We start from the raw sequence: 25,930 nt of genomic DNA on the forward strand, positions 1-25,930 counted from the left end.
ACGCTGGCCGCGACCGCCACTCGCCGCTCTTGCGCTGGACAACGATCCCATTCCGGGCCGCAACCTCCGTGCCTCTCTCGGTTCGATGGGCCGGAATGAAAGGTGGGTGACGTCACCGTCGCCCCGTCGCCAACCTCGACTAAGCCGCTTGGGCCGCCGTTGCCGTCGTCTTTGACAACGACGCGACCGCCCGAGACGGCATGGCTATGGGGAAGGTGAACCGCATCAGCCGACCTGCTCGACAAGGAGTGATCCTGCCGGCAGCGGCCGAATGATTGATTGCGCTGAAACCGACGGATCGAGCCAGTCGGCCCAGGCATCACGCTCGACAATGACAATCTGCCGATCATGATACGGCGCTATGTCGGGACCCGGCTCCATGGTGAGCATTGTGAAGGCCTGCCCGACGTCCTTGGTCTCCCGCCAGATTCCGGCCACACAGAAAATCGGATTGTCCCGCATCGTGAAAAGCCACTTGTCCTTGCGCTTCTTCTTTGGATCGGCCGGCGCGGTGAACTCGTAAAATCCGTCGGCGACGATCAAACAGCGGCCTGACACAAGCTCACGCCCGTCCGAACGGAAGTTATAGACCGGTCGCTTGTTCGGCCCGGGCCAGCTCCACCGCCGCTGGACCAGATCGCCCTGATTGCGGGAACCCTCTATGGTCCTGACGATCGGCGCGACGTCGGTAATCTTGATGTCCTGCCGCGCTTCGATGTTCGGCGCGCCTTCGCTGAAGACAATCTTGATCTTCAGATCAGCGAACTCCTCAATGATCGACGCAACATCGACAGTTAACCTGTAATCGTTGCACACACGCTCATCTCCTCCCGTCTTGGATGGAGCCCCTCGGTTGTATCGCGGTTCTGATAATGCATATCGCCTCTAAGGGGGAAAGCCTTCCCCTGCGGCCGAGCCCAAGGTCTCGGCCTACCCCTTCTGCGGGGAGACCCCGCAACGCCCCCTGAGAGCGAGAGTGCTGAGGGATTTTCCGTGACGGGTTGAGGGCTGGAGAAGAGGTCTCTGGCGCCCGTCATGGAGATTGGTCCCATGACCCAGCTTTCAGTTCTCGATGCGCGCCGCGACGCCAGTGGCGGTTACAAGGTCGATGTCGGCCGCGGCGAGCGGATCGGCCGCGTTTCGTCGGAATGGTTTTCCCGGCCGGCAGACGAACGGTATCTGTCGTTGTCCGAACTCGCGCACTCCGTTCGCGACCGCGCCGACCGCAGCCGGACGCGCATGGTGGAGAGCGCTCTCATCCACGTTGAAGCGAACCGCAGCGACCCGGAGCGGCTGGCGCTCATCCTGCCAGGCACGGATACGCCCATCGCCCCCACCCATTGGAGCTTCGGCCAACTGGCCAGCCTGGTCGGCGCGCCGGCAGCCTATCTGCGCCAGCTCCCGGCGCCGCTTGCCGCGATCAACCTGCAATATGGCCTGACGTCCAATCGGGCGGAGCAGATCAAGACACTCGAGGCCGACAACGGCCGCGTCGAACTGCGCGCCGTCACCGGCCCGGACTATGGCCGTATCTACGACTACGAGCTGGTCGAGGCAGTGCAGCGCATCGCCGGCAATGGCACCGGCGACACGCGCTGGAAAGTGCCCGGCGTGCTCGACTGGTCGACCGGCATCTACAATCCGCGTGTCGACATCACCAAGGACACAACGACGCTCTACGCCTCGGATCGCGACGTCTTCCTCTTCCTCGTCGACGATTTGAACCCGATCGAGGCCGGCCGGCTGCCGGACGGCTCGCCGGATCTCTATTTCCGGGGCTTCTACTGCTGGAACTCAGAGGTCGGCGCCAAGACGCTCGGCATGGCGAGCTTCTATCTGCGCGCGGTCTGCCAGAACCGGAATCTCTGGGGTGTGGAGGATTTCGAGGAGATCACCATTCGCCACTCCAAGTATGCCGCCAACCGCTTCGCCCATGAGGCGGCGCCGGCGCTGGCGAACTTCGCCAATTCCTCAGCCCTGCCTTTCGTCAACGGCATCAAGATGGCCCGCGAGCGAATCGTGGCGCGCACCGACGAGGATCGTATCGACTTCCTGCGCCGCCGCGGCTTCTCGAAGGCCGAGACCGGCAAGATTATCGACACGGTGCTGGCCGAAGAAGGGCGGCCGCCCGAGACCATCTTCGATTTTGTGCAGGGCATCACCGCCGTCGCACGCGACAAGCCCCATCAGGACGCTCGCCTCGACATGGAGGCTAAGGCGAAGAAGCTGCTCGATCGAGCCGCCTGACATCCGCAAAGCGGGAGATGCGGATTTCCGTGTCTCCGGCTTTGCGCTTCCGCGTGTCCTCAATTCCGGTCCCCGGCGCTGCCCCCTTTAGAGGAAGAGGGCGGCGCTTCGCTTCGTGACGGGTTTAGGGCTGAGAGAGAGTCTCTCGGCGCCCGTCGCGGAGACTACCCCGATGGCTACTGCCGTTCAGAAGATCACCCTGTCGTCCTCGCGCGACATCCCCTTCAACAAACTGGTTCTGTCCCAGTCCAACGTCCGGCGCGTGAAGGCCGGCGTCTCGATCGAAGACCTGGCGGCCTCGATCGCCCGTCGCGGCCTGATCCAGAGCCTCAGCGTCCAGCCCGTCATCGACGCGGAAGGTGTTGAGACCGGCATGTTCGAGGTTCCGGCCGGTGGCCGTCGCTTCCGCGCCCTCGAACTGCTGGTGAAGCAGAAGCGCCTCGCCAAGATCGCACCGGTGCCCTGCATCGTACGCGACAATGACAGTGAGATCCTCGCCGAAGAGGTCTCGCTCGCAGAGAATATCGAGCGTGCTCCGCTCCATCCCCTCGATCAGTTCCGCGCCTTTCAGGACATGCGCGCCAAGCATATGACCGAGGAGGAAATCGCCGCGGCGTTCTTCGTGCCCGTCAACATGGTCAAGCAGCGGCTGCGACTTGCCTCGGTCTCGCAGGCGCTCCTCGACGTCTATGCCGACGACGGCATGACGCTGGAGCAGCTCATGGCGTTCACGGTCTCCGAAGACCATGCGCGCCAGCAGCAGGTCTGGGACACGATCAAGGACGCCTGGTCCAAGGAACCCTACCAGATCCGGCGTATGCTGACCGAGACGACGGTGCGCGCTTCCGACAAGCGTGCCATCTTCGTCGGCATCGAGGCCTATGAAGCGGCGGGCGGCACCGTCATGCGCGACCTGTTCCAGTCCGACGACGGCGGATGGCTTCAGGACGCGGGCCTCCTCGACAGCCTCGTTGGCGAGAAGCTGAAGGCCGAAGCCGAGACGATCGCGGCCGAAGGGTGGAAGTGGATCGAAGTGGCCGTGAGCTTCCCGTACGATGCGGCACGCGGCCTGCAGGAGATCACCGGCACGCCGCTCGACCTCTCGCCCGAAGAGCAGGCGACCATTGACGCGCTGAACGCCGAAATGGCGAAGCTGGAAGCCGAGTATCAGGACGCCGACGAGCTGCCGGATGAGGTGGATCAGCGTCTGGGCGAAATCGAGACCGCGCTCGCGAGCTTCGAGGATCGTCCGGTTCACTACGAGCTGGCTGACATCGCCATCGCCGGCGTGTTTGTCAGCATCGACGCCAACGGCTCGCTGACGGTGGATCGCGGTTTTGTCCGCCCCGAGGACGTTCCAGTTATCCCGGTCGACGGCAACGGCGACGGCGACAGCGGCTCGGAGACCGATAGCGTATCGGGCGCAACCGCCGGCCAGACGGTCCAGCGCGCCGTCATTACCATCGGCGGCCAGCCCACCGAGACTGAAGATGACGACGAAGACGACGCCATCAAGCCGCTGCCCGAGCGCCTGGTCATCGAGTTGACCGCCTACCGCACGCTCGCGCTTCGCGACGCCGTCGCGAACAACCCGCATGTCGCCATGACGGCGCTGCTGCACAAGTTCGTCTCGGACCGGTTCATGACCCGCATGTATAACGGCGTCATGGAAGCGGGCGTGAAGCACATCTACTTCCCCGCGCAGGACGAGAGTCTCGCCGACAGCCCTCCCGCCCGTGCGGTGCAGGAGCGGCACGACGCCTGGGCGAGCGACATCCCGAAAGACGACGATGCGCTTTGGGATTGGCTGGCTGGCCTGGACGACACCAGCCGCATGGCGCTGCTGGCCCACTGCGTCAGCTACGGCGTCAACGCCCTTTACGAGCGGCCGAATCCGCACAGCTCCAGCGGCGTGTCGCAGCATACGCTCGACATGCGGCTCACCCAGGCCGACCGCCTGACGCGCGCGACCGGGCTGGACATGGTGGAGGCCGGCTGGCGTCCGACCTTCGGCAACTACCTCAATCGCGTAACCAAGCCGCGCATCCTCGAAGCAGTCCGCGAGGCGAAGGGCGAACAGGCCGCCCAACTCATCGACCACCTGAAGAAGGGCGATATGGCCAAGGAGGCCGAACGGCTCCTGGCCGATAGTGGCTGGCTGCCCGAGCCGCTGCGGCTCGCTGATGTTGCCGATCAGCCTGAGGGCGGCGACGCCGGTGACGCCGAGGCGCTGCCGGACTTCCTCGCTGGTGACGATGACGAGGTGATCGAAGCCGACGAGGATGCGTCCGACCTGATCGCTGCCGAATAGGCCACTTGGCGGGGAGCGACGCTGATCGCTCCCCGTTGCTTGTCTCAAGGAGCCTTAGATGGAAACATCCGGCACCGACGCGCCGCGCCGCGTCGTCTTCCAATATCTCGTCCCGGTTCACGTCGAGGTCGAAGATGGCCTCGTCTGCCGCGTGACGGTGATCGACGAAACGCCTGTGCGCGGTCCCACCGTCGTCGAGGGCGACAGCGCCTACCTCAACGACGCGGTCCGCGCCTCCGACGACGGTCAGCCGTGGCCGTCCTGGCAGTTCGGGTACTGACCCAAACCACACCCCAACATCCACCCCGAGCCCGGCCATACGCCGGGCTCTTTTCGTTTCAGGAGACCGCCATGGCGGACTATTTCACACGCTTCTCGTGCCTGCTGGACGTGGGCACCATCGAGAACGCCGCGCGCGCGCTCGACATCTACAACGAGCTGATGGCGCAGAACGCCACGGAAGACCCTCCGGCGGAGCCGTTCCTGCTCTCGATCGAGCCGGAACATGGCGCCACGCGGCTCTGGATGCGTGATCCCGGCACCGCCGACCCGCAGCTCCTCATCACCTTCGTGACGCAGTGCGCAGAAGCGTTCGGCTTGGCCGGACGCTGGGGCTTCCAATGGGCGGGCGTCGCCTCCGAACCGCGTATCGACGGCTTCTCCGGTGGCGCCCATGTCCTTGACCTGACGACCGGGCAGACCGTGGAATGGATGAGCAGCAGCCGCTGGCTCGCCGACCGCCTCGCTGCGGGAGGCGCGTCATGAGCATCCCGGATCATGCGCGTGAAAATTTCGAAACTTTGCTTCGCGCAGCAGCGGACGGCAATCTGGCACTTTTGGAATGCGCGGACACAGCCACCGGAGAAACCCGCTACGTCATCTGCGCGGTCGGCCGCGACGATGGTGATTACGTGTTCACCCCGTTCGGCCATCTCGCCGACGGCGATCCATACGAGGCTTACACGCCTCCAAATAGCGGTGACGGGATCGCGGATTGATATCCGCTACCAGACCGCGACTTCCCACTGGCCGTTCACGCGCGCGAAGCCGACCGGCCGGTTCTGCGGTGTGGCGTTGGCCCGCGTTGTATCCATCGTGAGCTGCGTCATGCACGTCACGCCAGGACCGACGGCACCCGGAGAGCAATCGCCAAGCTTCAGCGTCGCATTGGCGAGCGACGTTCCCGTGAACAGCCGGTGGCGACGGACAGCGGCGATCGCTTCTTCCTCGCTCGGCTGCGCGACGCCGGCGACGGCCGCGGCCGACGATCCGCCCGGCGAAATCAGGGGTCGCGCGAAGAATCCCGCGCCGAACCCCACCACCAGGCACCCCGCCGCCACAATGCCGATCGCACTTCCCTTCATCGCCGTCTCCCTGGACCTCGCTCGGTGAAGCGGACGCGCGTCCTCGATCGTCAACGCCGCCGCCCGCCATGTGTTGGATGAAGGAGTGTAGCGGCGCGCGGCCGACCTCGGAATACGAAGCGGTCAAAAGGTCATCGCGCGCGCCAGAGCGAGAGGAGGCCGGGACGGGTTCGAGCCGGTGCGGTCGAAAGAGAGCGCCTGCCGGCTCCACCGTTTCCCGCTCTCCCGAGGTGCCCCCCATGACCGAGACGACAGCCCACGCCGAATATTCCCTCGACCGCTCCGCGCTGCTTGTGCCGGATGCTCGTCGAATGGATTTCCTTCCGACCCTCTTCGGCCGCCAGCATCTCCTGATCGGAGAGATGACGGTCTATCACCACATGGAGCGTCTCAGCCCACGCGATTATCGAGGCGGTCTCTGGGACTTCTATGAGCACGACGGAAAGCCGCTTTACCTCGCGCCAGCCTCGAAGCCCCGCCTTCAGATCATCTGCGACACGAACGGCTATGAAGGCGAGGTGTCCGCCGGCGCGGCAGGGATTATCGCCACGCTCTTCGCCTTCTCCCATCTTTCCTTCCAGTATCCCGTCGACCTGATGGCGGAGGGATACAGCCGCCTTTACGACTATGCGGCGGAGCACCCCGAGTCCGCCGAGATCTTCCAGGCGATCGATTGAGCGCTGCGACCCGCCGAGCGCCTGGCCTTCCGGTCAGGCGCTTTTTTCATGCCTGTCGTTCAGAGGAAGAGGTTCGCCGGGACGGGTTTGAGCCGGTGCGGTCGAGAGAGAGCGCCTGCCGGCTCCTCCGTTTCCCGCTCTCCCGAGGTGCCCTCCATGCCTATCGCTTCCCCAACCGCGGCCGTTCCGGCCGCGCCGTCTCCGCTTGCCGCGAGCCCGGCACCGGCCGCCATCCTCGCTGCGGCCCACCACCTGCTTCCGCATCTTGAGCGGGGCGAGCCCGTCGATGCCACAACCTTGCGCGGCGCGATGGAGGCAGCGTTCGACGCTTCCGACACGTCTGGCGCCTGGGACTGGAAGACGGCCTACGAGGCCTGCGAAGTGGCGACGGTGCTGTTTCTGCGCAAATACGGAAAGGCGGTTTTCCGCAAGTCGGGATCTCCGGCCGCCAGCCTCACGATGCTGGCCAAGATCGGGAGCCTGTTGCCGACACATACCCGGCGTTCTGAGGAGACGCAGGCCTTCCAGCAGTTCTCGACGCCGGTGCCCCTCGGCCTCGCTGCGCTCGCTGCCGCCGCCATCACACCTGTCGATCGTGTGCTGGAGCCCTCGGCGGGAACCGGGCTGCTCGCGGTCCTGGCCGAAACGGCGGGTGCGACGCTGATGCTCAACGAGCTGGCCGAAACCCGTGCAGCGCTTCTTTCCTCCCTCTTTCCGGCCATCCCCGTCACGCGGTTCGACGCCGCCCAGATCGATGACCATCTCGATCCGACCGCTATGCCAAGCGTCGTACTGATGAACCCGCCCTTTTCTGTAATGGCGAATGTCAGCGGCCGAGTAGCCGACGCGGCCTATCGCCATGTAGCCTCGGCCCTCGCCCGGCTCGCCGATGGCGGACGGCTCGTGACGATCACGGGCGCCAGCTTCGCGCCTGAGCTACCTGCCTGGCGCGACGCCTTTGTCCGCTTGCAGCAGCGCGGACGTGTCGTGTTCACGGCGGCGATCGACGGCTCGGTCTATGCCAAGCATGGCACGACCATCGAGACCCGCCTGACCGTCATCGACAAGGCACCTGCCGACGACCCCACCGCGTTTCCGCCATCGGCTGGCCTCGCGCAGGATGTGGCGACGCTGCTCGGCTGGATCGAAACCCAGGCCCCGTCGCGCCTGCCGGTCGCGCTGCCGCCGCTCGCGTCTATCGCACCGACGCCCCGCACCGTGCGCGGCTATCTCGCCCGCGCCACGTCATCATCGCCAAGCCGAGCGATAGCCGAACCAGAGGGCGTCGAACTCGCCTATGAAACCGTCGACTGGACGCCGCCCGAGGGTGGCCGGCTGACCGACGCCATTTATGAGGAATACGGGCTTCAGGCGATCCGGATTCCCGGCGCGCAGCCGCACCCGACCAAGCTGGTCCAGTCGGCGGCGATGGCCTCGGTCGCACCGCCGAAGCCAAGCTATCGGCCGACGCTCCCCGCCAGCATCGTCACCGACGGCATTCTGTCCGACGCCCAGCTCGAAACCGTGATCTATGCCGGCGAGGCCCATGGCGAATTCCTCGCCGGAGCCTGGACCGTTGACGAAACCTTCGACCTCGTCTCGGCCGCGCCGGATGATGCTCAGCACGCCGTCCGCTTCCGCCGCGGCTTCATGCTGGGCGACGGCACCGGCGCCGGCAAGGGCCGCCAGTCGGCCGGCATCATCCTCGACAACTGGATGCGCGGACGCCGTAAAGCGGTCTGGATTTCCAAATCCGACAAGCTGCTGGAGGACGCGCAGCGCGACTGGTCGGCGCTTGGCATGGAACGCCTGCTGGTGACGCCGCTGTCGCGCTTCCCGCAGGGCAAGCCGATCACCCTCGGCCAAGGCGTCCTATTCACCACCTATGCCACGCTACGGTCCGACGACCGTGGGGAGAAGCTTTCGCGCGTCAAGCAGATCGTCGAATGGTTGGGTTCCGACTTCGATGGAGTGATCATCTTCGACGAGAGCCACGCCATGCAGAACGCCGCCGGCGGCAAGGGCGAACGCGGCGACGTCTCGGCCTCGCAGCAGGGCCGCGCGGGCCTGCGGCTTCAGCATGCCTTGCCGAACGCGCGTGTCGTCTATGTCTCGGCGACCGGAGCGACCACCGTCCACAATCTTGCCTATGCGCAGCGGCTCGGCCTCTGGGGTGGCGAGGATTTCCCCTTCGCCACGCGGGCCGATTTTGTCGAAGCCATTGAGGATGGCGGCGTCGCGGCAATGGAAGTGCTGGCCCGTGATCTTCGCTCACTCGGCCTCTACACCTCTCGCTCCCTCTCCTACGACGGCGTCGAATATGAACTGGTCGAGCACCAGCTCACGCCCGAGCAGACGCGCATCTACGATGCCTATGCCGGGGCGTTTTCGATCATTCACAACAATCTCGACGCAGCGATGCAAGCCGCCAACATCACCGGCGATGGCGGCACGCTGAACCGCCAGGCCAAGTCCGCTGCCCGCTCGGCCTTCGAAAGCGCCAAGCAGCGGTTCTTCGGTCATCTCCTCACCAGCATGAAAACGCCGACCCTGATCCGGTCGATCGATCAGGATCTCGCCGATGGCCACGCCGCTGTCATCCAGATCGTCTCGACCGGCGAGGCGCTGATGCAACGCCGCCTGGCCGAGATCCCGACCGAGGAATGGAACGACGTCCGCGTCGACATAACGCCAAGGGAGTATGTTCTCGATTACCTCGCCCATTCCTTTCCGGTGCAGCTTTACGAGCCCTTCTCCGATAGCGCGGGCAATCTGTCGTCGCGGCCGGTCTATCGGGACGGCCAGCCCGTCGAGAGCCGGGAGGCCGTGGCCCGACGCGACGAGCTGATCGAGACGCTCGCCAGCTTGCCGCCGGTCCCGGGCGCGCTCGACCAGATCGTCCAGCGCTTCGGCACGGATATCGTCGCAGAAGTCACCGGCAGGTCCCGTCGCATTGTCCGAAGGGGCGAACGCCTCGCCGTCGAGAACCGCGCCGCTTCGGCCAATCTGGCGGAAACCTCAGCCTTCATGGACGACCTGAAGCGCATCCTCGTCTTCTCGGATGCTGGCGGTACGGGCCGCAGCTATCACGCCGACCTGTCGGCGCGGAACCAGCGGCTTCGCGTCCACTACCTGCTCGAACCCGGCTGGAAGGCCGACGCCGCCATCCAGGGACTTGGTCGCACCAACCGCACCAACCAGGCACAGCCGCCGCTGTTCAGGCCGATCGCCACCGACGTGAAGGCCGAAAAGCGCTTCCTCTCGACGATCGCACGCCGGCTCGACACGCTGGGCGCAATCACGCGCGGCCAGCGCCAGACCGGCGGTCAGGGCCTCTTCCGGCCCGAGGACAATCTGGAATCGCACTATGCGCGCGATGCGCTGCGCCAGCTCTATCTCCTGTTGGTCCGCGGCAAGGTCGAGGGTTGCTCGCTCCAGATGTTCGAAAACGCCACCGGGCTGAAGCTGACGGACGACAACGGCATCAAGGACGAGTTGCCGCCGATCACCACCTTCCTCAACCGGTTGCTGGCGCTGACGATCGACCTGCAGGGCATCCTGTTCACGGCGTTCGAGCAGCTCTTGAACGCCAAGATCGAGGGCGCCGTCGCCAGCGGCGTCTATGACCTTGGGCTGGAGACGCTCCAGGCCGAGAGCTTTGTCGTCACCGACCGTCGCACCATCCATGTCCATCCGGGCGCTGGCGCCGAGACGCAGTTGCTTACGATCACCCGGCGCGAACGCAACCGGCCGACCTCACTCGATGCCGCGTTCGATTTTCTCGCAGACCCACGCGCGAAGCTGCTGGTCAACGGCCGCTCCGGCCGAGCCGCCGTGCAGGTTACGGCATCGTCGATCATGCTCGACGATGGCGAGATCGAACGGCGCGTGGCGCTGATCCGCCCGATGGAACAGCATCACGCTACCCTGCGCTCGATGGACGAGAGCCATTGGGAGGAAACCGATCGGAACGGCTTCATGGAGGCTTGGACGGCCGAGATAGCCGAGGTGCCGGAATTCGCCGACAGCACGATCCACATCGTCGCCGGATTGCTGCTGCCGATCTGGAAGCGCCTGCCGAACGAGTCGACCCGTGTCTATCGGCTTCAGACCGATGCAGGCGAGCGCATCATCGGCCGTCGTGTCTCGCCGGCCTGGGTGGCGGGCGCATTGGCGTCGGGCGCCAACACGCTCACGCCGGAGGACGCCTTCACGGCATTGATTGACGGCCGGACCATCCTCGACCTCGCCGAGGCTATGCAACTCCGCCGCGTCCGCGTCATGGGCGCCAACCGCATCGAACTGTCCGGCTTCACCAACGCGATGCGCGATCGCCTGCGAGCCTATGGCCTGTTCAGCGAGATCATCTCGTGGAAGCTGCGCTTTTTCGTGCCCACCGACGCTTCCGGTCCGTCGATCCTCGCCAAGGTGCTGGAGCGCTTTCCCGTCGAGCGCATCGGCGAGCGGGAGGCAGCGTGATGGTCCGTCATGATGCTTCCGAACTGGCGCAACGTCTCGGCCGACAGGCCGAGGCGGTCTGCCGTCATTATCTGTCGGCCGGACATCGCGAGGGCCGTTACTGGCTGGTCGGCGATGTCCGCAACACGCCGGGCCGCTCGATGTTCGTGCGCCTGAAAGGCGGCGACACCGGCAAGGGGGCCGCAGGCAAATGGACCGATGCCGCGACCGGTGAGCATGGCGACCTGCTGGACGTCATTCGCGAGAGCTGCGGCCTTATCGACTTCAAGGATGTCGCCGACGAGGCGCGCACCTTCCTGTCGATGCCACATCCCGAGCCGGAGCACCCGCACGGTAACGAGCGCAGACTACCGGCCCCAACGGGATCGCCCGAAGCGGCGCGAAGGCTCATCGGCATGTCGCAGCCGATTTTGGGCACTGTCGTGGAAACGTATCTGCGGGAACGTGCGATTACGGCTTTGCACGGCACCGGATCACTGCGGTTCCACCCCCGTTGCTATTATCGCCCTGACGAGCATTCCCCGACCGAGACCTGGCCGGCGATGATTGCGTCCGTCACCGACTTGGCTGGCCGGATCACTGGCGCGCATCGCACCTGGCTCGCCCCAGACGGCTCGGACAAAGCGCCGATCGACACACCGAGGCGAGCGATGGGCGACCTTCTCGGTCACGCGGTCCGCTTCGGTGTACCGGGCGACGTCATGGCGGCGGGCGAAGGCATCGAGACGGTGCTGTCGCTGCGATGCGTCTTGCCCGGAATGGCCATGGCGGCGGCGCTCTCGGCAGCGCATCTCTCCGCCATCCTGTTCCCCGAAACACTGCGCAGGCTCTATATCGCGCGTGACAACGACCCGGCTGGCGACGGTGCGATGGCGACGCTGATCGAACGGGCGAACGCGGCCGGGATCGAGGCGATCGTCGTGTCTCCGAGGCTGGGCGACTTCAACGAGGATCTCCGCCTGGTTGGACTGGAAAGCCTGCGGGCAGCGGCGCGGGTACAGATCGCTCCCCATGACGTCGCACGCTTCATGGCACTGGCGGCATAGCCCGCAAGGAGAATGCTGGTGGCGGCAACGCCGTCGCTTAGCACTCGCTCGGATGCTCCCAGGTGTCGGGGAGAGCCGCAACCCGGCCTTCGAGAGGGCGATCGGCCAGCAAACGGCCCGGACCGACAACGTCGGCGCCCGACTATTTTCCGGCGCCCCTTCGGGCCTTTCCATCGCGAAACAAAATAGCCGGCCTCCGCCGTCCTCCGCTGCGCTCCGGCCCTCTCGCTTCGCTCCGGGTGCAGGTCCGGACCGCCTGCCGGCTTTCGTCGCCAGAAGGCCGCGAGGGTCGCGGTCACACCGACGAAGGAGCATCCCGATGAGCGAGCACGACGACAGCTACGAGCCGCATCACGAATCATCCCCCACCGACCACGTTCTCTCCGAGCTTCAGCTTTATGGCTACCGTCCCTTCGCGGACGAACCCGACGGAAGGCCGCTGCCCGAAGGAAACCACGTCGCCGGCGCCATCGCCGATGTCTTCGACGCCCTGATCGTCACCCTGGAAGACACCCGCCTCGAGCCCGACCTCGACGACCTCCTCTGGTCGACCGTCAACGTCTTCCACCGCGCCACCGACCGGATCGAACGCGAGCTGGACGACAATGAGCAGGCGCAGCGCCGTGGGCAACGCGAACAGGATGGCTCCGAGGTGAAGGCCGTCGAGCTGGAGCGCCTGACGGCCGAAGGGCAGACGATGATCGAACGTCGCAATGCCTTCGAGCTGATGCGCGACCAGGCCGCGGAGCACTACGAACGGCACACCGGCTCACCCTGGCGTCCCCGCAGCGGATCGATGGTCAACCATCGCAACCTTACCTCGGCAATGATCGACAGCCGCGACTTCCTCGCCGCGAAGAAGCGTGCCGACAACGAGGTTCTGCTTCCGGCCGGTCCTAAGATCGCCGTCACCGGTGGGCTCGATTTCAACGATCACACGCTGATCTGGGCCAAGCTCGACCAGGTCCACGCCAAGCATCCCGACATGGTGCTGATCCACGGCAAGTCACCGAAGGGCGCCGAGAAGATCGCCTCCCGCTGGGCCGACCATCGCAAGGTGCCGCAGGTCGGATTTGCTCCAGACTGGACCAAACACGCCAAGGCCGCTCCGTTCAAACGCAATGATCAGATGCTCGACGTCCTGCCGATCGGGGTCATGCACTTCCCGGGCACCGGCATTCAGGACAACCTCGCCGACAAGGCGAAGAAGCTCGGCATCCCAGTCTGGAAATTCGGCGGCGCTTAAGCGCCGCCCTTACGTTTCTCTGCATTGATGCCATCCCGCAGAAGCGCGTTGGCGTATTCTCGCAAAGCCGCTTTCAGTCCGGCTTGCCTGTCACTGCTATCCGGGCGGATCGCGCATAGTGCGCGAGCTCAGTATCGCTCTCGATCAGCGCATCGAGCAGCGTCTTCATATCCGCCTGGTCGGAGGAAGACTGAAAGGGACCCGGCTGACGTTCGATGGCCAACACGGCGATCGCGAGAGCCTTCTTCACGAGATGCAGATCTCTACCTATGAACTCCGCCATTGGCCCTCCCTCGCGACACCACGCCTGACGTCGGCAGAATATCTTAGATCCTCGTCCAGCGGCACTTGGCTGGAGCAAAGCAGAGTAAGGTTCGAGGCCAGTAACGTTGGTCTCCTTACACGAGAACCACCCCCGCCTTTCAGCGCTGATCCTTGGTTCAGCCGCAGACTTGTCGCCATCAACCCATAAAGGGTCGGCTATGCGAGCATGCCGCCGCTGCGGCTGCGCCTGCGCGGTGATTGCAGTCCACGGCCGAACACTTCGGGCGCCTGTCGGCGGGGGATGGTCCCCCGCTCCAGCAGGAGCCAAGCAAATGTCCCTCAACGACGCTCACGCCTTCGCCTTCAGCCTCGCCACAACCCTGATGGCCGCCATCGTCATCTTCCAGGCCGGAGACGGCACCGTGTCGGTGGCTCCCGCCAGCGAATACGACGGGGACGCCTCGGAGATCATCCATGAGATCGACCCCTTCGCCCCGTAACCGGCGCGATCCGCTGCCGGGCGGAGATCCTCAGCGATTTCCGCTCCCGGCGCGGACGCATTTCGGCTACAGTTGCCATGCGCCGTGGTGGTGGTGGAAGGCGCGACCGTCAGACCAATCGTCACGGAGTCCACCGCCATGATCATTCTCGCAATTCTCGCCTCGCTCGCCGCTATTGCCGCGCTGTGCTGGCTGCTGTTCACTCTCGCCGTCTTCGCATTGCCGGCCTTCGTCGGCGTGACCGTCGGCGCTTGGGCGCACGGCACCGGCGCCGGCATCGTGGGCGCCATTCTTGTCGGCTTGGTCGCTGCGGCGATCACTCTTGCCATCGGCAACCTCATGATCGCGTTCGTGCGACCCATCTGGCTGAAGCTGCTTGTCGCCATCGCCTTTGTTGCCCCGGCCGCGCTCGCCGGCTTCCATGCCACCCACGGCATCGTCAAACACCTCATGCCGTCCGACGGTTGGCAGATGGCCTTCTCGATCATCGGCGCGATTGCCGTTGGCATTACCGCCTTCGTGCGGGTCGCCGGGATGGCGACGGCCCCCGCCCCATCCGGTCCGGGCCTCGCGCGAGCCTGACCACATTCAGCGCCGATGCGACGGACCAAAATCACGTTGGCGCCAACGCCTCCGCAGTCTGAGGCGCGTGTGGCTGGAGCGTGGAGCGAAACTCGACGCTAGACCCTGCGCACGACCCCGCTAAAGCGCTCCGGGGCAACTGCATCGGCGTGCGCGACCTGCTACCGGGCGTCACGATCCCTCCGATAGCGGCGACGGCGAGGATGCAGCGCGACTTGCCTGTACGAGGGGGCAATCGCCAGGGGGTCCCGCATCAGCGCCGGTATGCCGATGCAGGGTGGCCGCCATCTTCTCCGTTTCCTGGCCCGTGTCTCAACCGCTCCAAACGGCCTCTTCAATGGCCTGATCTGGCCGAAGGCCGGCTGCGCCTCGATCGCCTATGACGCAACAGCCGCGTCAGACTTTCTTCCCCTGCCGGCTACGCCGCCATTCCTCGCGGGACAAGAAACCCCTCCTTAGCTGTCCAGCCCCTTCGGGGTGCGCCGTCGATCGCCTCCGGCCAACCGATCGCCATCGAGGCCGCAATGGTGCGGGCTCGAATACGGAAAAACGGAGACTTACCATGGCGACCATCGGCACCTTCAAGAAGACCGTCTCGAACGAGTTCACCGGCGAAATCGTCACCCTCAGCGTCCAGGCCAAGGGCGTGCGCATCGTCCCCGACACCCGCGCCACCGGCGAAAACGCTCCGAGCCACCGGGTTCTGGTCGGCCGTGCCGAGATCGGGGCCGCCTGGACCAAGCGCTCCAACGAGGGCCGCGACTATCTGGGCCTCAAGCTGGACGACCCTTCGTTCAACAGCCCCATCTACGCCAACCTCTTCGACGACGAGGACGCGGACACCTACTCGCTGATCTGGTCCCGTCCCAACGGGCGGCGCAGCGACTGAGGACCCGCGTCAGGCCCCGGCCGGAAGGCCGGGGCCTTCGCATTCTCGAACGACCGAATCAGGCAGCGGCTTCGACACCGGCAGTCCGCTCGCCGAGGGCGAAATTGCTGGAATTCAGAGGCGAGAGCGACTATTATAGTCGTAGTTTTAGCGTGCGCGTAGGACCGTGTGGGAGGTGATCATGCATGATCACCGCCCGACAATTTCGGGCCGCACGCGCGTTGCTGGGTTGGACACAGGAGACGCTCGCGGACAAGGCCCGGGTCTCATTGACCGCTCTCAAGCGCCTCGAATCCCATAGCGGGCTGGAGGTGTACGAGACGACTCGCGATGAGGTGAGACGAGCTTTCGAACGCGCCGGCATCGTCTTCCTGAACTCCGACCAGGGCAAGGGAGTGCTGTTGGTCGATGCTAAGAAAGACGCCTGATTTTCCGGTTATCGCGGCAACGCGACGACGTCGCGCATGTGTTGCCCGCTTCATCATTGCGATCAAATCAGCGTTAACAATGTTTCCCGGAATGGATAAACCGCGTCTTCGGGGGATGTTGTGACCAAGACGGACTTTCTCGACCAGCCACCGGGCGGCGCGGCGCTGACGGCCTACGATCGGACGCATCTAAAGCTCTACGCCCGTCTGCTCGATGCCGAGGCGCAAGGGGCGGATTGGCGAGAGGTGGCTAAAGTCCTCTTCGACCTCGAGGCCGATCGGGACGAGCCCCGCGCTCGGCAGGTCTACGACGCACATCTTGAACGCGCCAGATGGATGACGCAGGGCGGCTTCTGCGAGTTCCTTGGCTCCCGCGCGCACTGAGGTGATGCGGAACGCGCATCACCTTGATCCACCTTCGTTATTCCCAAGCCTCATTCAACTTGGAATCGTGCCCCATGCATAACTCGCGTTGCGTCTTATTGCGCGGAGGCGGTGGAGGATGTCCGAGGACGAAAGCTGGCGGTCTGAGGCCGCTTACGATTACATCGATGCGCTAACGCCCGGTGATCTTGCCTGGGAGTTTCTGCGGCGCAACCCAGACTACAGAAAATCCTATCGGGAGCTGATAGCCGTCGGGCGCTTGAGCGAGAGCGCCGCGCGCGAGTTTGCCGCCCAATGGGGGTTGCGATTTCGTCGCCGACCCGCGCAACTCGGCGCTAATCCAGCCGATCTTCTGGACCCCGCAAGTCGATCCGGCTGCGATCATCCTGACGACAGGCCCAGCGCCCGATGGTCCCCCGTTCACCGCTGAAGATGTGCACGCCCATGTAATCCTTCAGTATGACGAGGCGCTCGTCCGGCTTGAGATGCGACGCGAAAGCTTTGACGTCGCGCTGACCGCATTGTCCAGCCGCCAAGCGCTCGCCGCGCTTCTCATTCTCGATGATCTGCTGCCGGACCGCCTCACCGCTTTGGCGCGCTTCTGGGCCGCCATCAAGAACCGGCGTGCGCCCGCCGACCCCCGAGTCACGCCGCAGCGCCAGCGGCGCGCTCGCCTGATGCTCCGCGTCGTCGACGCCCGTGTCGCAGGAGCGAGCTACCGCCAGATCGCCGCGCAGCTCTTCCCGAACCTCAAACACGACTCGGAAACCTGGGTCGAGAACCCTGTCCGCGAGACGACGGTCCGCCTTGCCCGGGACGGCCTGGCGTTCGTCCGTGGCGGCTACCGCAAAATCCTTCGGCTTCCGCGTCGCTCGCGATGACACGCCCTCGGTGTCGAAAATAACTTCCTAATTCCGTTCCTGTCGAACGCGCCGGCCTCCCGCCACGGTGCTCGCATCCCGCCGCTCGTTCGCAGCGGCAACCAGCGAGCACACGGAGGTGCGATCATGGCCGAAATAGCCGCCAGTATTCCGCAGCGCTATCTCAGAACGCAGGAAGCCGCGCGGTTCCTCGGCCTATCCGAGCGCACGCTCGAAAAGCACCGTACCTACGGAACCGGCCCGACCTATCGCAAGCTTGGTGGTCGCGTCGTCTATGCGGTGGAAGACCTCCAGGCCTGGGCGGACCAGGGTCTCGTGACCTCCACCTCCGATCCACGCGCAGGCACTGTTCTGCCCGCCAAGCGTCAGCCGAAATCTCCCGCCACCGCCGGCGGGCGCTTTCCGCGCTGAGACGGCGCGCCATGCCGTCCCGCCACCAGCATCGCGATGAGCGTGCGCAGCTCGATCTGTTCCGGGCGCTGCCCGGCGATCTTGCGCCCCGCGATGCGCAGGACCTCATGGCCTATCCATTCTTCTCGCTCGCCAAGTCGAAGCGCCTGGCGCCGATCGACTTCAAGGCAGGCTCGGTGAAGATTCGCGTCGAAGCCGTCGCCGAGCACGGCATGGCGACGATCTGGGACGCCGACGTCCTGATCTGGGCCGCCTCGCAGATCGTCGAAGCACGCGACCTCGGCCTGCGGCCGTCGCGCCTAATGGCGACCACTCCCTATGAAATCCTCAACTTCATCGGTCGTGGCGTGTCGCTGCGCGATTACGACCGCTTGAAGGCCGCACTCGATCGGCTTCAGTCGACCACGGTGGCGACGTCCATCCGTCAGCCGACCGAGCGGCGGATGCACCGCTTCTCCTGGATCAACGAGTGGAAGGAACGCGCCGATCACCGAGGCCGCCCGCTCGGGCTCGAACTGATAGTCCCCGACTGGTTCTACGGCGCCGTGCTGGACGACGCGCTCGTACTCACGATCGACCGAAACTACTTCGGCCTGACCGGCGGGCTCGAACGCTGGCTCTACCGCCTGGTGCGCAAGCACGGCGGTCGCCAGGAGTTCGGCTGGAGCTTCGACTTCCCGCATCTCCATTCGAAGTCCGGCAGCCTCTCGCCGCTCAAGCACTTCGCCTACGACCTCCGCGACATCGTCAAACGCCAGCCGCTCCCCGGCTACCGCCTGACCATCGAGCAGGGCGTCGGCGGTCCGGAAATCCTCTCCTTCGTGCCGACCGATCCGGATGCCCTCGGCATCCCGCGCCGTCGTCGCCGGACCAAATCTCACCCTGGGGATAAGCTGTGAATAGTGTCGTGCTATCAGGGACCGGCACTATCGTGCCATCGGGGACCGGACTCTCGTGCTATCGGGGACCGGAATCGTCGATTCCTCGCGCTGAATCAGCAGCTTGCGAGCCCCGTAACTTATCTAACCTAGATTCCTACGGAATCTTTCTAACGCAACGGCCGTTCTCGGCCGCTGTGGACGAGTCCCCGATCGCCGGGAGACCGTCATGATCGTCGCCCTCCTCAATCAGAAGGGCGGTGTCGGGAAGACGACGCTCGCCCTCCATCTCGCCGGCGAATGGGCTCGCCGTGGACAGCGTGTCACGCTGATCGACGCCGACCCACAGGGCTCGGCCCTCGACTGGTCGCAACAGCGCAGCCGGGAGGGGCTGGAGCGGTTGTTCGGTGTCGTCGGCCTGGCCCGCGACACGCTCCACCGTGAAGCGCCGGAGCTGTCCCGCGACGTCGACCATGTCGTGATCGACGGCCCGCCCCGTGTCGCGGGGTTAATGCGCTCGGCGCTTCTCGCGGCCGATCTCGTGCTGATCCCGGTTCAGCCGTCGCCGCTCGATGGCTGGGCGTCGGCCGAAATGCTGGCGCTGCTCGGCGAGGCCCGCATCTATCGCCCCCAGCTCGCCGCGCGCTTCGTGCTGAACCGGTGCGCTGCCCGCACGATCCTGGCGCGCGAGACCGCCGAAACGCTGGCGGATCACGACCCGCCCTTGCTCTCGACCACAATCGGCCAGCGCATCGTCTTTGCCGACGTTGTGCAGACCGGCCGGCTCGCCGCCGAGCAGGACGAGGATTGCCCTGGCGCGCGCGAGATCGCCGCGCTCGCGGCGGAAGTCGCGAGGATCGGCGCATGAGCGAGCGGTCCCCGAAGCGCAGCTTTGCGGCGCGTCCCGCCGATCCCGAAAGCTGGATCAAGGCGCCCGATCGCCACGCGCCCCGCGGCCAGCCCGCCGAGGATTTCTCGGCCCGGCTGACGATCGACGTAACCGCCGACATGCGGGGCCGCATCAAGATCACCGCCTTCCAGCACGGCCAGACCGTCGCCGACATGCTGCGTGCGCTGTTCGAGCGCGAATTCCCACCCCCGTCAGGAGAAGGACAATGACCGGCCTTGTCGCCGCGCCAAAACGCGTCGGCCGTGCTGCCGCCGAGCCGCCGCCCGAAGCGTTCACCCAGGTCGAACTCGTCTGGATCGAGAAGCAGACGGAGCACTGGGTCCGCTTCGGTCGCGAGCGGCGCGAGCAGATCCTCGACCGCCGCCGCCGCATCCTCTTCTTCCCTCCCGGCAGCGTCCTCGCGCTGGTGCGCTGGGCGGCGAACGAACACGGCACCGTGGTCTCGCGCCTCGACATCCTGCGCACGGTCGAGTGCGACGCGCCGTGTCAGACCGTCCCGACGGTGACGCCCGGCGCAGAGGTCCTGCTGCACGTCGATGGCTGGCCGAAGGTGGAGCGCATGCTCCAGCTCATCGACGCCATCGAGGCGCGCGGCATCGACCCGATCGAGGTCTCGCCGGACCATTGGCGCCATGTCCACAACCGGATGACCATCGGCGAAACACCGCGCGCCTATGGTCCTCGCCAGCATCGCGCCTTTCTCCTGCGTCGGGAGATCGGCGCATGACCCGGCTTACCTACGCCATCGTCACGACGGCGGCCGTCTCGCTTATCGGCGTGGCTTCGATCGCTTCGTTCGCGCCGCGCCTAATCTGGAACGCGTCCGCCAGCACGCCGGTCGGCTTCTACACAATCGGCGATGTGGGCGCGCTCGACGTGACCGATCTGGTGGCCGTCGACGCGCCCGAGCCGCTCGCAACCTTCCTGTCCGATGGCGGCTACCTGCCGCGCGGCTCGCCGCTTTTGAAGCGCGTCGCCGCGGTCCCGGGTCAGCGCGTTTGCCGAACCGGGCTCGCCATCACCGTCGACGGCGTGCCGATGGGCGACGCGCTCGATCGTGATCGTCGCGGTCGCCCGCTCCCCGTGTGGCAGGGCTGCCGGTTGGTCGCGAACGGCGAGCTGTTCCTGATGAACTGGCAAGTCCGCGACAGCCTCGACGGTCGCTACTTCGGGCCGCTTCCGGCCACCGCCGTGATCGGCCGGGCCACCCCTCTCTACACCGACGAGGACGGCGATGGCCGCTTCGTCTGGCGCGCGCCGACGCGGTGACGGCGCGCCCATGACCCTGTCCACCGCACTCTGAAGGAGACGAGCAATGCCCGTAATCGGACAATTCATACGCGAAAATGATGGCTTCATCGGCCATCTGACGACGCTGTCGCTGCATCAGGACATCATCATCGTCGCGGCCGAGCCGTCCGACGCTGAGAACGCGCCGGACTACCGCGTCCATGTGCTCGACACCATGAGCAACGAAACCGGCGCGGAGATCGGCGCGGGCTGGAAGCGCACCGGCGAGAAGGCCGGCGACTACGTCTCGCTGCAACTCGACGATCCGACCTTCGACCACCCGATCCGCGCCAACCTGTTCCAGTCGGCCGACGACAAGTCCGCCTGGAGTCTGCACTGGAATCGACCGCCGAAGCGCGGCGAGCGGGACTGAGCGATGCCCGCCGCGCGCATCAAGCCTGTCGTCGGAGGGAGGATCGCCCTCCGACGTGCAGCCCTCTTTCTCCTTTCCGGCCTGATCCTCGCGGCACCGGCCGCAAGCACTGCCTACGCCCAGCAGGCGCAGGTCGAGCGGCCATCACGCAGCGATCCCTATGGCACTTACATCGCCGAGGCGGCGCAGCGGTTCGGCATTCCAGAAGCCTGGATACGCGCCGTCATGCGCGTCGAAAGCGCAGGCGATGTGCGCGCCATCTCTTCGGCTGGCGCAATGGGCCTGATGCAGATCATGCCCGCCACTTGGGCCGAACTGCGCGTCCGGCATCGGCTCGGCGGCAATCCCTACGATCCGCGCGACAACATTCTGGCCGGGGCTGCGTATCTGCGCGAAATGCATGATCGCTACGGATCGCCCGGCTTTCTGGCGGCCTACAACGCGGGCCCGGGCCGCTACGAAGAGTATCTCGCGGGCCGCCCATTGCCGGCTGAAACGCGCGCCTATGTCGCGACGCTTGCCTCCATTGTCGGCGGCGGTGAACTCACCGGACCCGTCACGGTGGCGGCCGCCGATCCGCTCGCCTGGACGCGGGCGCCGCTCTTCGTCGTGCAGTCGGCCGGCAGTGGACCTGCCGTGCCGTTGCAGTCTGAGGGAGAGTCAGACGCCACCACGACGGCGGCCCCGGAGCGCGATCAAGGCCCGGTGGCTTCGCGCCCCGATGGCCTTTTCGTTGCCCGAAGCGTCTCTGGTGGCCCGCGATGATCGCGTTCGCACCTCCTCGCACTGTGGCGTGTTCTGGCGGACGAAAGGCGGTCCGGGGAGGAGGAGCAGTCAGCACAACCGCACGATGGCGAGATAAAAGCCGGCGATGTGCGGCTTGGTGCGGTCGTGTGTTTTCAGGGACTTATGACGCATTTGCGCGAGGTGCGCCTGATCGGCGCAGCCTGCGCATTCGCCATTTCGCCAAGAATTTCCGCGCGATTGCGCGGTGTGCGGGGCCTCGGCGATGAGCGGCGAGGACGATTTCCGCATCCGGCCTGGCCGCATCCGCTCGACCCGAGCGCAGCAGGCACGGCCCTTCATCGCCCAGGCGCTCGCGGCCGCACAGCGGGCCGGCGGACGCGTCTCACGCTCCGGCCAGATCAGCGCGGGCAATCGCTCACGGTTCGGACGCGGCCAGCGCGCGACCGTGCAGGCCAACCGATTGCTCACGAGCCGATCGCGCAACGTCGTCATCAAAACGCGCGTCGTCCGGCACACCACTCGCTCGGCGCCGCTCAGCGCCCACCTCAGCTATCTCCGGCGCGAGGGCGTGACCCGGGATGGGGAGAAGGCTCGGCTGTTCGGTCCCGAGACCGAGGACGCCGATCCGAAGGCCTTCGCCGAGCGAACCCAGGACGATCGGCATCACTTCCGCTTCATCGTCTCACCCGAGGACGCGACGGAGATCTCCGACCTCAAGACCTATGCCCGCGACCTGATGGGGCAGATGGAGAAAGACCTCGGCAGTAGGCTCGACTGGGTCGGCGTCGATCACTGGAACACCGACAATCCGCACGTCCACATCATCCTGCGCGGGCGCACCGATGACGGCCAGGACCTCGTGATCTCCCGCGACTACATCAAGGAGGGCATGCGCGCCCGCGCGCAGGATCTCGTCACCCAGGAGTTGGGGCCGCGCACCGAGCAGGAGATCCGGCGCAACCTGGGGCGTCAGGTCGAGGCGGAACGCTGGACCGATCTCGATCGCCAGATCGCCCGCGACAGCTATCGCACTGGCGTCGCCGACCTCGCCCCACATCCCGATCGGCAGCCAGACGAATTCCACGCGCTGAAGGTCGGTCGGCTGCGCAAGCTGGAGACACTCGGCCTCGCCGATCAGGTCGGTCCCGGCCAGTGGGTCGTATCGGAAAATGCCGAGAAGACGCTGCGCGCGCTTGGCGAGCGCGGCGACATCATCAAGCGCATCCACCGCGGCCTGACCGAACGCGGCATCGAGCGCGGCGCCGCGAGCTACGTGCTCGCTGGCGAGAGCATCGACGATCCGGTCATCGGCCGGCTTGTCGATCGCGGTCTCGATGACGAGCTGAAGGGTACGGCCTATGCCGTGGTCGACGGCACCGATGGGCGCACCCACCACATCAGACTGCCCGACCTCGATGCCGCTGGCGACAGCGCCCCAGGCTCGATCGTCGAGCTGCGCAAGTTCGATGACGCGCAGGGTCGGCGCCGCGTCGCTCTCGCCATCCGCTCCGATCTCGACATCGAACGGCAGATCGGTGCGGTCGGCGCCACCTGGCTCGACCGGCAGGCGATCGCGCGCGATCCCGTCGCGCTCGGAAGTGGCGGCTTTGGCGCGGAGGTGCGTCAGGCGATGGACCGCCGTGCCGACCATCTCATCAGCCAGGGCCTCGCCGAGCGGCAGTCGCGCGGCGTTAGCTTTGCTCCGGGGCTGATCGACCAGTTGCGCCAACGCGAGGTCGAAGCGCTCGGGGAGAAGCTCACTGCCGAGACCGGGCGGACATTCACGAAGGCCGGAACGGGCGACTATGTGGCGGGCACCTATCGGCAGCGCTTCGCGCTCGCCTCGGGCCGCTTCGCCATGATCGACGACGGCCTCGGCTTCCAGCTCGTGCCCTGGTCGCCATCCCTCGAACGCCAGCTCGGCCAGCACATCTCCGGCGTCTCGCGCGGAGGCGGCGGCGTCGACTGGAGCTTCGGCCGCAATCGCGGCCTCGGCATGTAGCCCAAACAAGAAAGGAGTGCCCCGCCATGTCGGCGACGAAGATTCTTTGGGGCCAGATCCTCACCGTCTTCCTGATCGTGTTGATGACGACCTGGGGCGCGACGCAATGGACTGCCTACCGTTTCGGTTTCCAACCCCAGCTCGGGCAGCCATGGTTCGAGCTCGCCGGATGGCCGATCTACTATCCGCCCGCCTTCTTCTGGTGGTGGTACTTCTACGATGCCTATGCGCCGCCGATCTTCGTCGAAGGCGCCTATATCGCCGCGTCGGGTGGCTTCATCTCCATCGCGGTCGCGATTGGCATGTCAGTGTGGCGAGCACGCGAAGCGAAGAACGTCGAGACCTATGGTTCGGCCCGCTGGGCGCGCCCTGACGAGTTGAAGGCCGCGGGCCTGCTCGGTCCAGATGGTGTCGTGCTCGGCAAACACGAGCGTGACTATCTTCGACATGACGGCCCCGAGCATGTGCTGTGTTTCGCGCCGACGCGTTCCGGCAAGGGCGTGGGCCTGGTGGTGCCCTCGCTCTTGACCTGGCCGGGCTCGGCGATCGTCCATGACATCAAGGGCGAGAACTGGACGCTGACCGCCGGCTATCGCGCTCGGCATGGCCGCGTGCTGCTCTTCGATCCAACGAACGCGAAGTCGGCCGCCTACAATCCGTTGCTCGAGGTGCGACGCGGCGAATGGGAAGTCCGCGACGTGCAGAACATCGCCGACATTCTGGTCGACCCGGAAGGTTCGCTCGAGAAACGGAACCACTGGGAGAAGACGTCGCACGCACTTTTGGTCGGGGCAATCCTCCACGTCCTCTATGCCGAGGCCGACAAGACCCTCGCCGGCGTCGCCGCTTTCCTGTCCGATCCGAAGCGGCCGATCGAGTCGACGCTCGCGGCGATGATGAAGACCGCCCATCTCGGCGACGCGGGCCCGCACCCGGTGATCGCCAGCGCGGCGCGCGAGCTGCTCAACAAATCCGACAACGAGCGATCCGGCGTGCTGTCGACTGCGATGTCTTTCCTCGGCCTGTATCGCGATCCCGTCGCGGCCGAGGTCACCCGGCGCTGCGACTGGCGCATCGCCGACATGGTCGGCGGCAAGCATCCGACCACGCTCTACCTCGTGGTCCCGCCATCCGACATCAACCGGACCAAACCACTGATCCGGCTGATCCTCAACCAGGTCGGACGCCGGTTGACCGAGGATCTCCAGGCCAAGAGCAACCGCCATCGGCTGCTACTCATGCTCGACGAGTTTCCCGCGCTGGGCCGCCTCGACTTTTTCGAGAGCGCCCTGGCGTTCATGGCGGGTTACGGCCTGAAGGCGTTCCTAATCGCTCAGTCCCTGAACCAGATCGAGAAGGCCTACGGTCCGAACAACTCGATCCTCGACAACTGCCATGTTCGGGTCAGCTTCGCGACAAATGACGAGCGGACCGCGAAACGCGTTTCGGATGCGCTCGGCACCGCCACCGAGATGAAGGCGATGAAGAACTATGCCGGCCACCGGCTATCGCCTTGGCTCGGCCACATGATGGTGTCGCGCTCTGAGACCGCCCGACAGCTTCTGACGCCGGGGGAGATCATGCAGCTTCCCCCTTCCGATGAGATCGTCATGGTCGCCGGCATTCCGCCGATCCGGGCGAAAAAAGCGCGATATTATGAGGATCAGCGGCTTCAGGAGCGCATCTTGGCTCCGCCGACCCTGACGAAGCCGAGGACAGGTCAAGCCGACGACTGGAGCAAATTGGCGCTGCCGTCAGCGCCCGATCTCCACGCACCGATCGCCGCGCAGGAGGCGTCGGACGATGATCCGACAGAATCCGAGCGTCGCCATCAGCCCGAACTCAGCCGAACGAAGACCGTCGAGCGCAAGGCAGTCATCGAGAACGAGTTCGAAATCGATCCTCGGGATGACGTCGAGGAGGATGCCGCGCGCCTCAGCCGCATGACCCAGACCATGCGCCAGGTCGCCCGTCAGGCATCGCTCGACCCGGGCGACGGGATCGAGTTGTAGGGGGCGGCC

The 25,930-nt window shown here is 65.8% G+C and carries 28 protein-coding genes and 1 pseudogene; 26 read left to right on the top strand and 3 right to left on the bottom strand.

The genetic code is table 11. From position 1 onward, the window contains the following. Positions 1–225: 225 nt before the first annotated feature. Positions 226–816, bottom strand: coding sequence for an SOS response-associated peptidase (locus ABC419_RS01940; protein ID WP_125999586.1), 591 nt, complete (start codon positions 814–816; stop codon positions 226–228). 234 nt (positions 817–1,050) lie between these two features. Here ABC419_RS01940 and ABC419_RS01945 point away from each other — a divergent pair, with 234 nt between their 5' ends. From ABC419_RS01945 to ABC419_RS01965, 5 genes are all read left to right on the top strand, one after another. Then, complete coding sequence (locus ABC419_RS01945; protein WP_125999585.1) at positions 1,051–2,247, top strand: DUF932 domain-containing protein; 1,197 nt, start codon at positions 1,051–1,053, stop codon at positions 2,245–2,247. A 172-nt stretch (positions 2,248–2,419) separates the two neighbouring features. After that, positions 2,420–4,558, top strand: a complete 2,139-nt coding sequence (locus ABC419_RS01950; protein ID WP_288077403.1) for a ParB/RepB/Spo0J family partition protein — start codon at positions 2,420–2,422, stop codon at positions 4,556–4,558. Positions 4,559–4,616: 58 nt separating this feature from the next. Then, entirely contained in the window at positions 4,617–4,838 is a 222-nt protein-coding gene (locus tag ABC419_RS01955) for a hypothetical protein (protein WP_125999891.1), read from the top strand. A gap of 71 nt (positions 4,839–4,909) precedes the next feature. Next, a complete protein-coding gene (locus ABC419_RS01960; RefSeq protein WP_125999892.1) occupies positions 4,910–5,323 on the top strand; it encodes a hypothetical protein in 414 nt (137 codons plus the stop codon). Beyond that, positions 5,320–5,556 (top strand): DUF6117 family protein, encoded by a 237-nt coding sequence (locus ABC419_RS01965; RefSeq protein WP_125999893.1) that lies wholly within the window; start codon positions 5,320–5,322, stop codon positions 5,554–5,556. The genes ABC419_RS01960 and ABC419_RS01965 overlap by 4 nt, the downstream gene beginning before the upstream one ends. A gap of 6 nt (positions 5,557–5,562) precedes the next feature. Here the strand turns inward: ABC419_RS01965 and ABC419_RS01970 are convergent, their stop codons facing one another. After that, positions 5,563–5,922: a hypothetical protein gene (locus ABC419_RS01970; RefSeq protein ID WP_206435108.1), complete on the bottom strand. Its 360-nt coding sequence runs from the start codon at positions 5,920–5,922 to the stop codon at positions 5,563–5,565. A gap of 239 nt (positions 5,923–6,161) precedes the next feature. Between ABC419_RS01970 and ABC419_RS01975 the strand changes: the two genes are divergently transcribed. From ABC419_RS01975 to ABC419_RS01990, 4 genes are all read left to right on the top strand, one after another. Continuing rightward, positions 6,162–6,599, top strand: coding sequence for an antirestriction protein (locus tag ABC419_RS01975; protein WP_125999894.1), 438 nt, complete (start codon positions 6,162–6,164; stop codon positions 6,597–6,599). A 156-nt stretch (positions 6,600–6,755) separates the two neighbouring features. Next, on the top strand, positions 6,756–11,078 hold the full coding sequence (locus ABC419_RS01980) for a strawberry notch-like NTP hydrolase domain-containing protein (protein WP_288077399.1): 4,323 nt from the start codon (positions 6,756–6,758) through the stop codon (positions 11,076–11,078). Beyond that, positions 11,078–12,124: a DUF7146 domain-containing protein gene (locus ABC419_RS01985; RefSeq protein ID WP_125999897.1), complete on the top strand. Its 1,047-nt coding sequence runs from the start codon at positions 11,078–11,080 to the stop codon at positions 12,122–12,124. The genes ABC419_RS01980 and ABC419_RS01985 overlap by 1 nt, the downstream gene beginning before the upstream one ends. 319 nt (positions 12,125–12,443) lie before the next feature. After that, a complete protein-coding gene (locus tag ABC419_RS01990) occupies positions 12,444–13,370 on the top strand; it encodes a DUF2493 domain-containing protein (protein WP_037520527.1) in 927 nt (308 codons plus the stop codon). Positions 13,371–13,443: 73 nt separating this feature from the next. Here ABC419_RS01990 and ABC419_RS01995 read toward each other — a convergent pair whose 3' ends face one another. Further along, a complete protein-coding gene (locus ABC419_RS01995; protein ID WP_125999898.1) occupies positions 13,444–13,653 on the bottom strand; it encodes a hypothetical protein in 210 nt (69 codons plus the stop codon). 313 nt (positions 13,654–13,966) lie between these two features. On the opposite strand from ABC419_RS01995, the gene ABC419_RS02000 reads away from it, so the two are divergent. From ABC419_RS02000 to ABC419_RS02080, 17 genes and pseudogenes are all read left to right on the top strand, one after another. Further along, entirely contained in the window at positions 13,967–14,134 is a 168-nt protein-coding gene (locus tag ABC419_RS02000) for a hypothetical protein (protein WP_164546176.1), read from the top strand. Between the two features lie 138 nt (positions 14,135–14,272). Beyond that, positions 14,273–14,716 carry a hypothetical protein gene (locus ABC419_RS02005; RefSeq protein ID WP_037520530.1) on the top strand — a complete coding sequence of 148 codons (444 nt, stop codon included), beginning with the start codon at positions 14,273–14,275 and terminating at the stop codon, positions 14,714–14,716. Between the two features lie 562 nt (positions 14,717–15,278). Continuing rightward, positions 15,279–15,605, top strand: a complete 327-nt coding sequence (locus tag ABC419_RS02010; RefSeq protein ID WP_037520531.1) for a DUF736 domain-containing protein — start codon at positions 15,279–15,281, stop codon at positions 15,603–15,605. A 185-nt stretch (positions 15,606–15,790) separates the two neighbouring features. Continuing rightward, positions 15,791–16,033 (top strand): helix-turn-helix domain-containing protein, encoded by a 243-nt coding sequence (locus tag ABC419_RS02015; protein ID WP_037520532.1) that lies wholly within the window; start codon positions 15,791–15,793, stop codon positions 16,031–16,033. A 120-nt stretch (positions 16,034–16,153) separates the two neighbouring features. Further along, a complete protein-coding gene (locus ABC419_RS02020) occupies positions 16,154–16,417 on the top strand; it encodes a DNA -binding domain-containing protein (RefSeq protein ID WP_037520533.1) in 264 nt (87 codons plus the stop codon). Between the two features lie 118 nt (positions 16,418–16,535). Next, positions 16,536–16,670: pseudogene (locus tag ABC419_RS02025) on the top strand (transcriptional regulator domain-containing protein); the annotation flags it as partial. Between the two features lie 31 nt (positions 16,671–16,701). After that, positions 16,702–17,298, top strand: coding sequence for a DUF2285 domain-containing protein (locus ABC419_RS02030; protein WP_125999900.1), 597 nt, complete (start codon positions 16,702–16,704; stop codon positions 17,296–17,298). Positions 17,299–17,424: 126 nt separating this feature from the next. Beyond that, a complete protein-coding gene (locus ABC419_RS02035; RefSeq protein WP_037520534.1) occupies positions 17,425–17,709 on the top strand; it encodes a helix-turn-helix transcriptional regulator in 285 nt (94 codons plus the stop codon). Between the two features lie 11 nt (positions 17,710–17,720). Further along, on the top strand, positions 17,721–18,608 hold the full coding sequence (locus ABC419_RS02040) for a replication initiator protein A (protein WP_125999901.1): 888 nt from the start codon (positions 17,721–17,723) through the stop codon (positions 18,606–18,608). Positions 18,609–18,816: 208 nt separating this feature from the next. Beyond that, on the top strand, positions 18,817–19,455 hold the full coding sequence (parA, locus tag ABC419_RS02045) for a ParA family partition ATPase (protein WP_125999902.1): 639 nt from the start codon (positions 18,817–18,819) through the stop codon (positions 19,453–19,455). Further along, a complete protein-coding gene (locus ABC419_RS02050) occupies positions 19,452–19,706 on the top strand; it encodes a hypothetical protein (RefSeq protein ID WP_125999903.1) in 255 nt (84 codons plus the stop codon). Before parA ends, ABC419_RS02050 begins: the two co-directional genes overlap by 4 nt. Next, positions 19,703–20,224 (top strand): DUF2840 domain-containing protein, encoded by a 522-nt coding sequence (locus tag ABC419_RS02055; RefSeq protein WP_125999904.1) that lies wholly within the window; start codon positions 19,703–19,705, stop codon positions 20,222–20,224. The genes ABC419_RS02050 and ABC419_RS02055 overlap by 4 nt, the downstream gene beginning before the upstream one ends. Continuing rightward, a complete protein-coding gene (locus tag ABC419_RS02060) occupies positions 20,221–20,766 on the top strand; it encodes a S26 family signal peptidase (protein ID WP_125999905.1) in 546 nt (181 codons plus the stop codon). The genes ABC419_RS02055 and ABC419_RS02060 overlap by 4 nt, the downstream gene beginning before the upstream one ends. Before the next feature lie 46 nt (positions 20,767–20,812). Then, positions 20,813–21,160, top strand: a complete 348-nt coding sequence (locus tag ABC419_RS02065) for a DUF736 domain-containing protein (protein WP_125999906.1) — start codon at positions 20,813–20,815, stop codon at positions 21,158–21,160. A gap of 3 nt (positions 21,161–21,163) precedes the next feature. Next, complete coding sequence (locus ABC419_RS02070; RefSeq protein WP_125999907.1) at positions 21,164–21,925, top strand: lytic transglycosylase domain-containing protein; 762 nt, start codon at positions 21,164–21,166, stop codon at positions 21,923–21,925. A gap of 244 nt (positions 21,926–22,169) precedes the next feature. Next, entirely contained in the window at positions 22,170–23,909 is a 1,740-nt protein-coding gene (locus tag ABC419_RS02075) for a relaxase/mobilization nuclease domain-containing protein (protein ID WP_125999908.1), read from the top strand. 26 nt (positions 23,910–23,935) lie between these two features. Further along, positions 23,936–25,921 (top strand): conjugal transfer protein TraG, encoded by a 1,986-nt coding sequence (locus ABC419_RS02080; protein WP_125999909.1) that lies wholly within the window; start codon positions 23,936–23,938, stop codon positions 25,919–25,921. Positions 25,922–25,930 lie beyond the last annotated feature (9 nt).

The organism is Brevundimonas phoenicis (assembly GCF_047237745.1).
In the GTDB taxonomy this organism is placed as follows: domain Bacteria; phylum Pseudomonadota; class Alphaproteobacteria; order Caulobacterales; family Caulobacteraceae; genus Brevundimonas.

Coding starts and splice junctions, on each gene's coding strand:
- ABC419_RS02070 (WP_125999907.1), top strand. CDS start 21,164: ATGCCCGCCGCGCGCATCAAGCCTGTCGTCGGAGGGAGGATCGCCCTC.
- ABC419_RS02080 (WP_125999909.1), top strand. CDS start 23,936: ATGTCGGCGACGAAGATTCTTTGGGGCCAGATCCTCACCGTCTTCCTG.
- ABC419_RS01945 (WP_125999585.1), top strand. CDS start 1,051: ATGACCCAGCTTTCAGTTCTCGATGCGCGCCGCGACGCCAGTGGCGGT.
- ABC419_RS01955 (WP_125999891.1), top strand. CDS start 4,617: ATGGAAACATCCGGCACCGACGCGCCGCGCCGCGTCGTCTTCCAATAT.
- ABC419_RS02010 (WP_037520531.1), top strand. CDS start 15,279: ATGGCGACCATCGGCACCTTCAAGAAGACCGTCTCGAACGAGTTCACC.
- ABC419_RS02040 (WP_125999901.1), top strand. CDS start 17,721: ATGCCGTCCCGCCACCAGCATCGCGATGAGCGTGCGCAGCTCGATCTG.
- ABC419_RS01965 (WP_125999893.1), top strand. CDS start 5,320: ATGAGCATCCCGGATCATGCGCGTGAAAATTTCGAAACTTTGCTTCGC.
- ABC419_RS01990 (WP_037520527.1), top strand. CDS start 12,444: ATGAGCGAGCACGACGACAGCTACGAGCCGCATCACGAATCATCCCCC.
- ABC419_RS02065 (WP_125999906.1), top strand. CDS start 20,813: ATGCCCGTAATCGGACAATTCATACGCGAAAATGATGGCTTCATCGGC.
- ABC419_RS01950 (WP_288077403.1), top strand. CDS start 2,420: ATGGCTACTGCCGTTCAGAAGATCACCCTGTCGTCCTCGCGCGACATC.
- ABC419_RS02060 (WP_125999905.1), top strand. CDS start 20,221: ATGACCCGGCTTACCTACGCCATCGTCACGACGGCGGCCGTCTCGCTT.
- ABC419_RS02075 (WP_125999908.1), top strand. CDS start 22,170: ATGAGCGGCGAGGACGATTTCCGCATCCGGCCTGGCCGCATCCGCTCG.
- parA (WP_125999902.1), top strand. CDS start 18,817: ATGATCGTCGCCCTCCTCAATCAGAAGGGCGGTGTCGGGAAGACGACG.
- ABC419_RS01995 (WP_125999898.1), bottom strand. CDS start 13,653: ATGGCGGAGTTCATAGGTAGAGATCTGCATCTCGTGAAGAAGGCTCTC.
- ABC419_RS01985 (WP_125999897.1), top strand. CDS start 11,078: ATGGTCCGTCATGATGCTTCCGAACTGGCGCAACGTCTCGGCCGACAG.
- ABC419_RS02055 (WP_125999904.1), top strand. CDS start 19,703: ATGACCGGCCTTGTCGCCGCGCCAAAACGCGTCGGCCGTGCTGCCGCC.
- ABC419_RS02000 (WP_164546176.1), top strand. CDS start 13,967: ATGTCCCTCAACGACGCTCACGCCTTCGCCTTCAGCCTCGCCACAACC.
- ABC419_RS02005 (WP_037520530.1), top strand. CDS start 14,273: ATGATCATTCTCGCAATTCTCGCCTCGCTCGCCGCTATTGCCGCGCTG.
- ABC419_RS01970 (WP_206435108.1), bottom strand. CDS start 5,922: ATGAAGGGAAGTGCGATCGGCATTGTGGCGGCGGGGTGCCTGGTGGTG.
- ABC419_RS01975 (WP_125999894.1), top strand. CDS start 6,162: ATGACCGAGACGACAGCCCACGCCGAATATTCCCTCGACCGCTCCGCG.
- ABC419_RS01960 (WP_125999892.1), top strand. CDS start 4,910: ATGGCGGACTATTTCACACGCTTCTCGTGCCTGCTGGACGTGGGCACC.
- ABC419_RS02035 (WP_037520534.1), top strand. CDS start 17,425: ATGGCCGAAATAGCCGCCAGTATTCCGCAGCGCTATCTCAGAACGCAG.
- ABC419_RS01980 (WP_288077399.1), top strand. CDS start 6,756: ATGCCTATCGCTTCCCCAACCGCGGCCGTTCCGGCCGCGCCGTCTCCG.
- ABC419_RS02050 (WP_125999903.1), top strand. CDS start 19,452: ATGAGCGAGCGGTCCCCGAAGCGCAGCTTTGCGGCGCGTCCCGCCGAT.
- ABC419_RS02015 (WP_037520532.1), top strand. CDS start 15,791: ATGATCACCGCCCGACAATTTCGGGCCGCACGCGCGTTGCTGGGTTGG.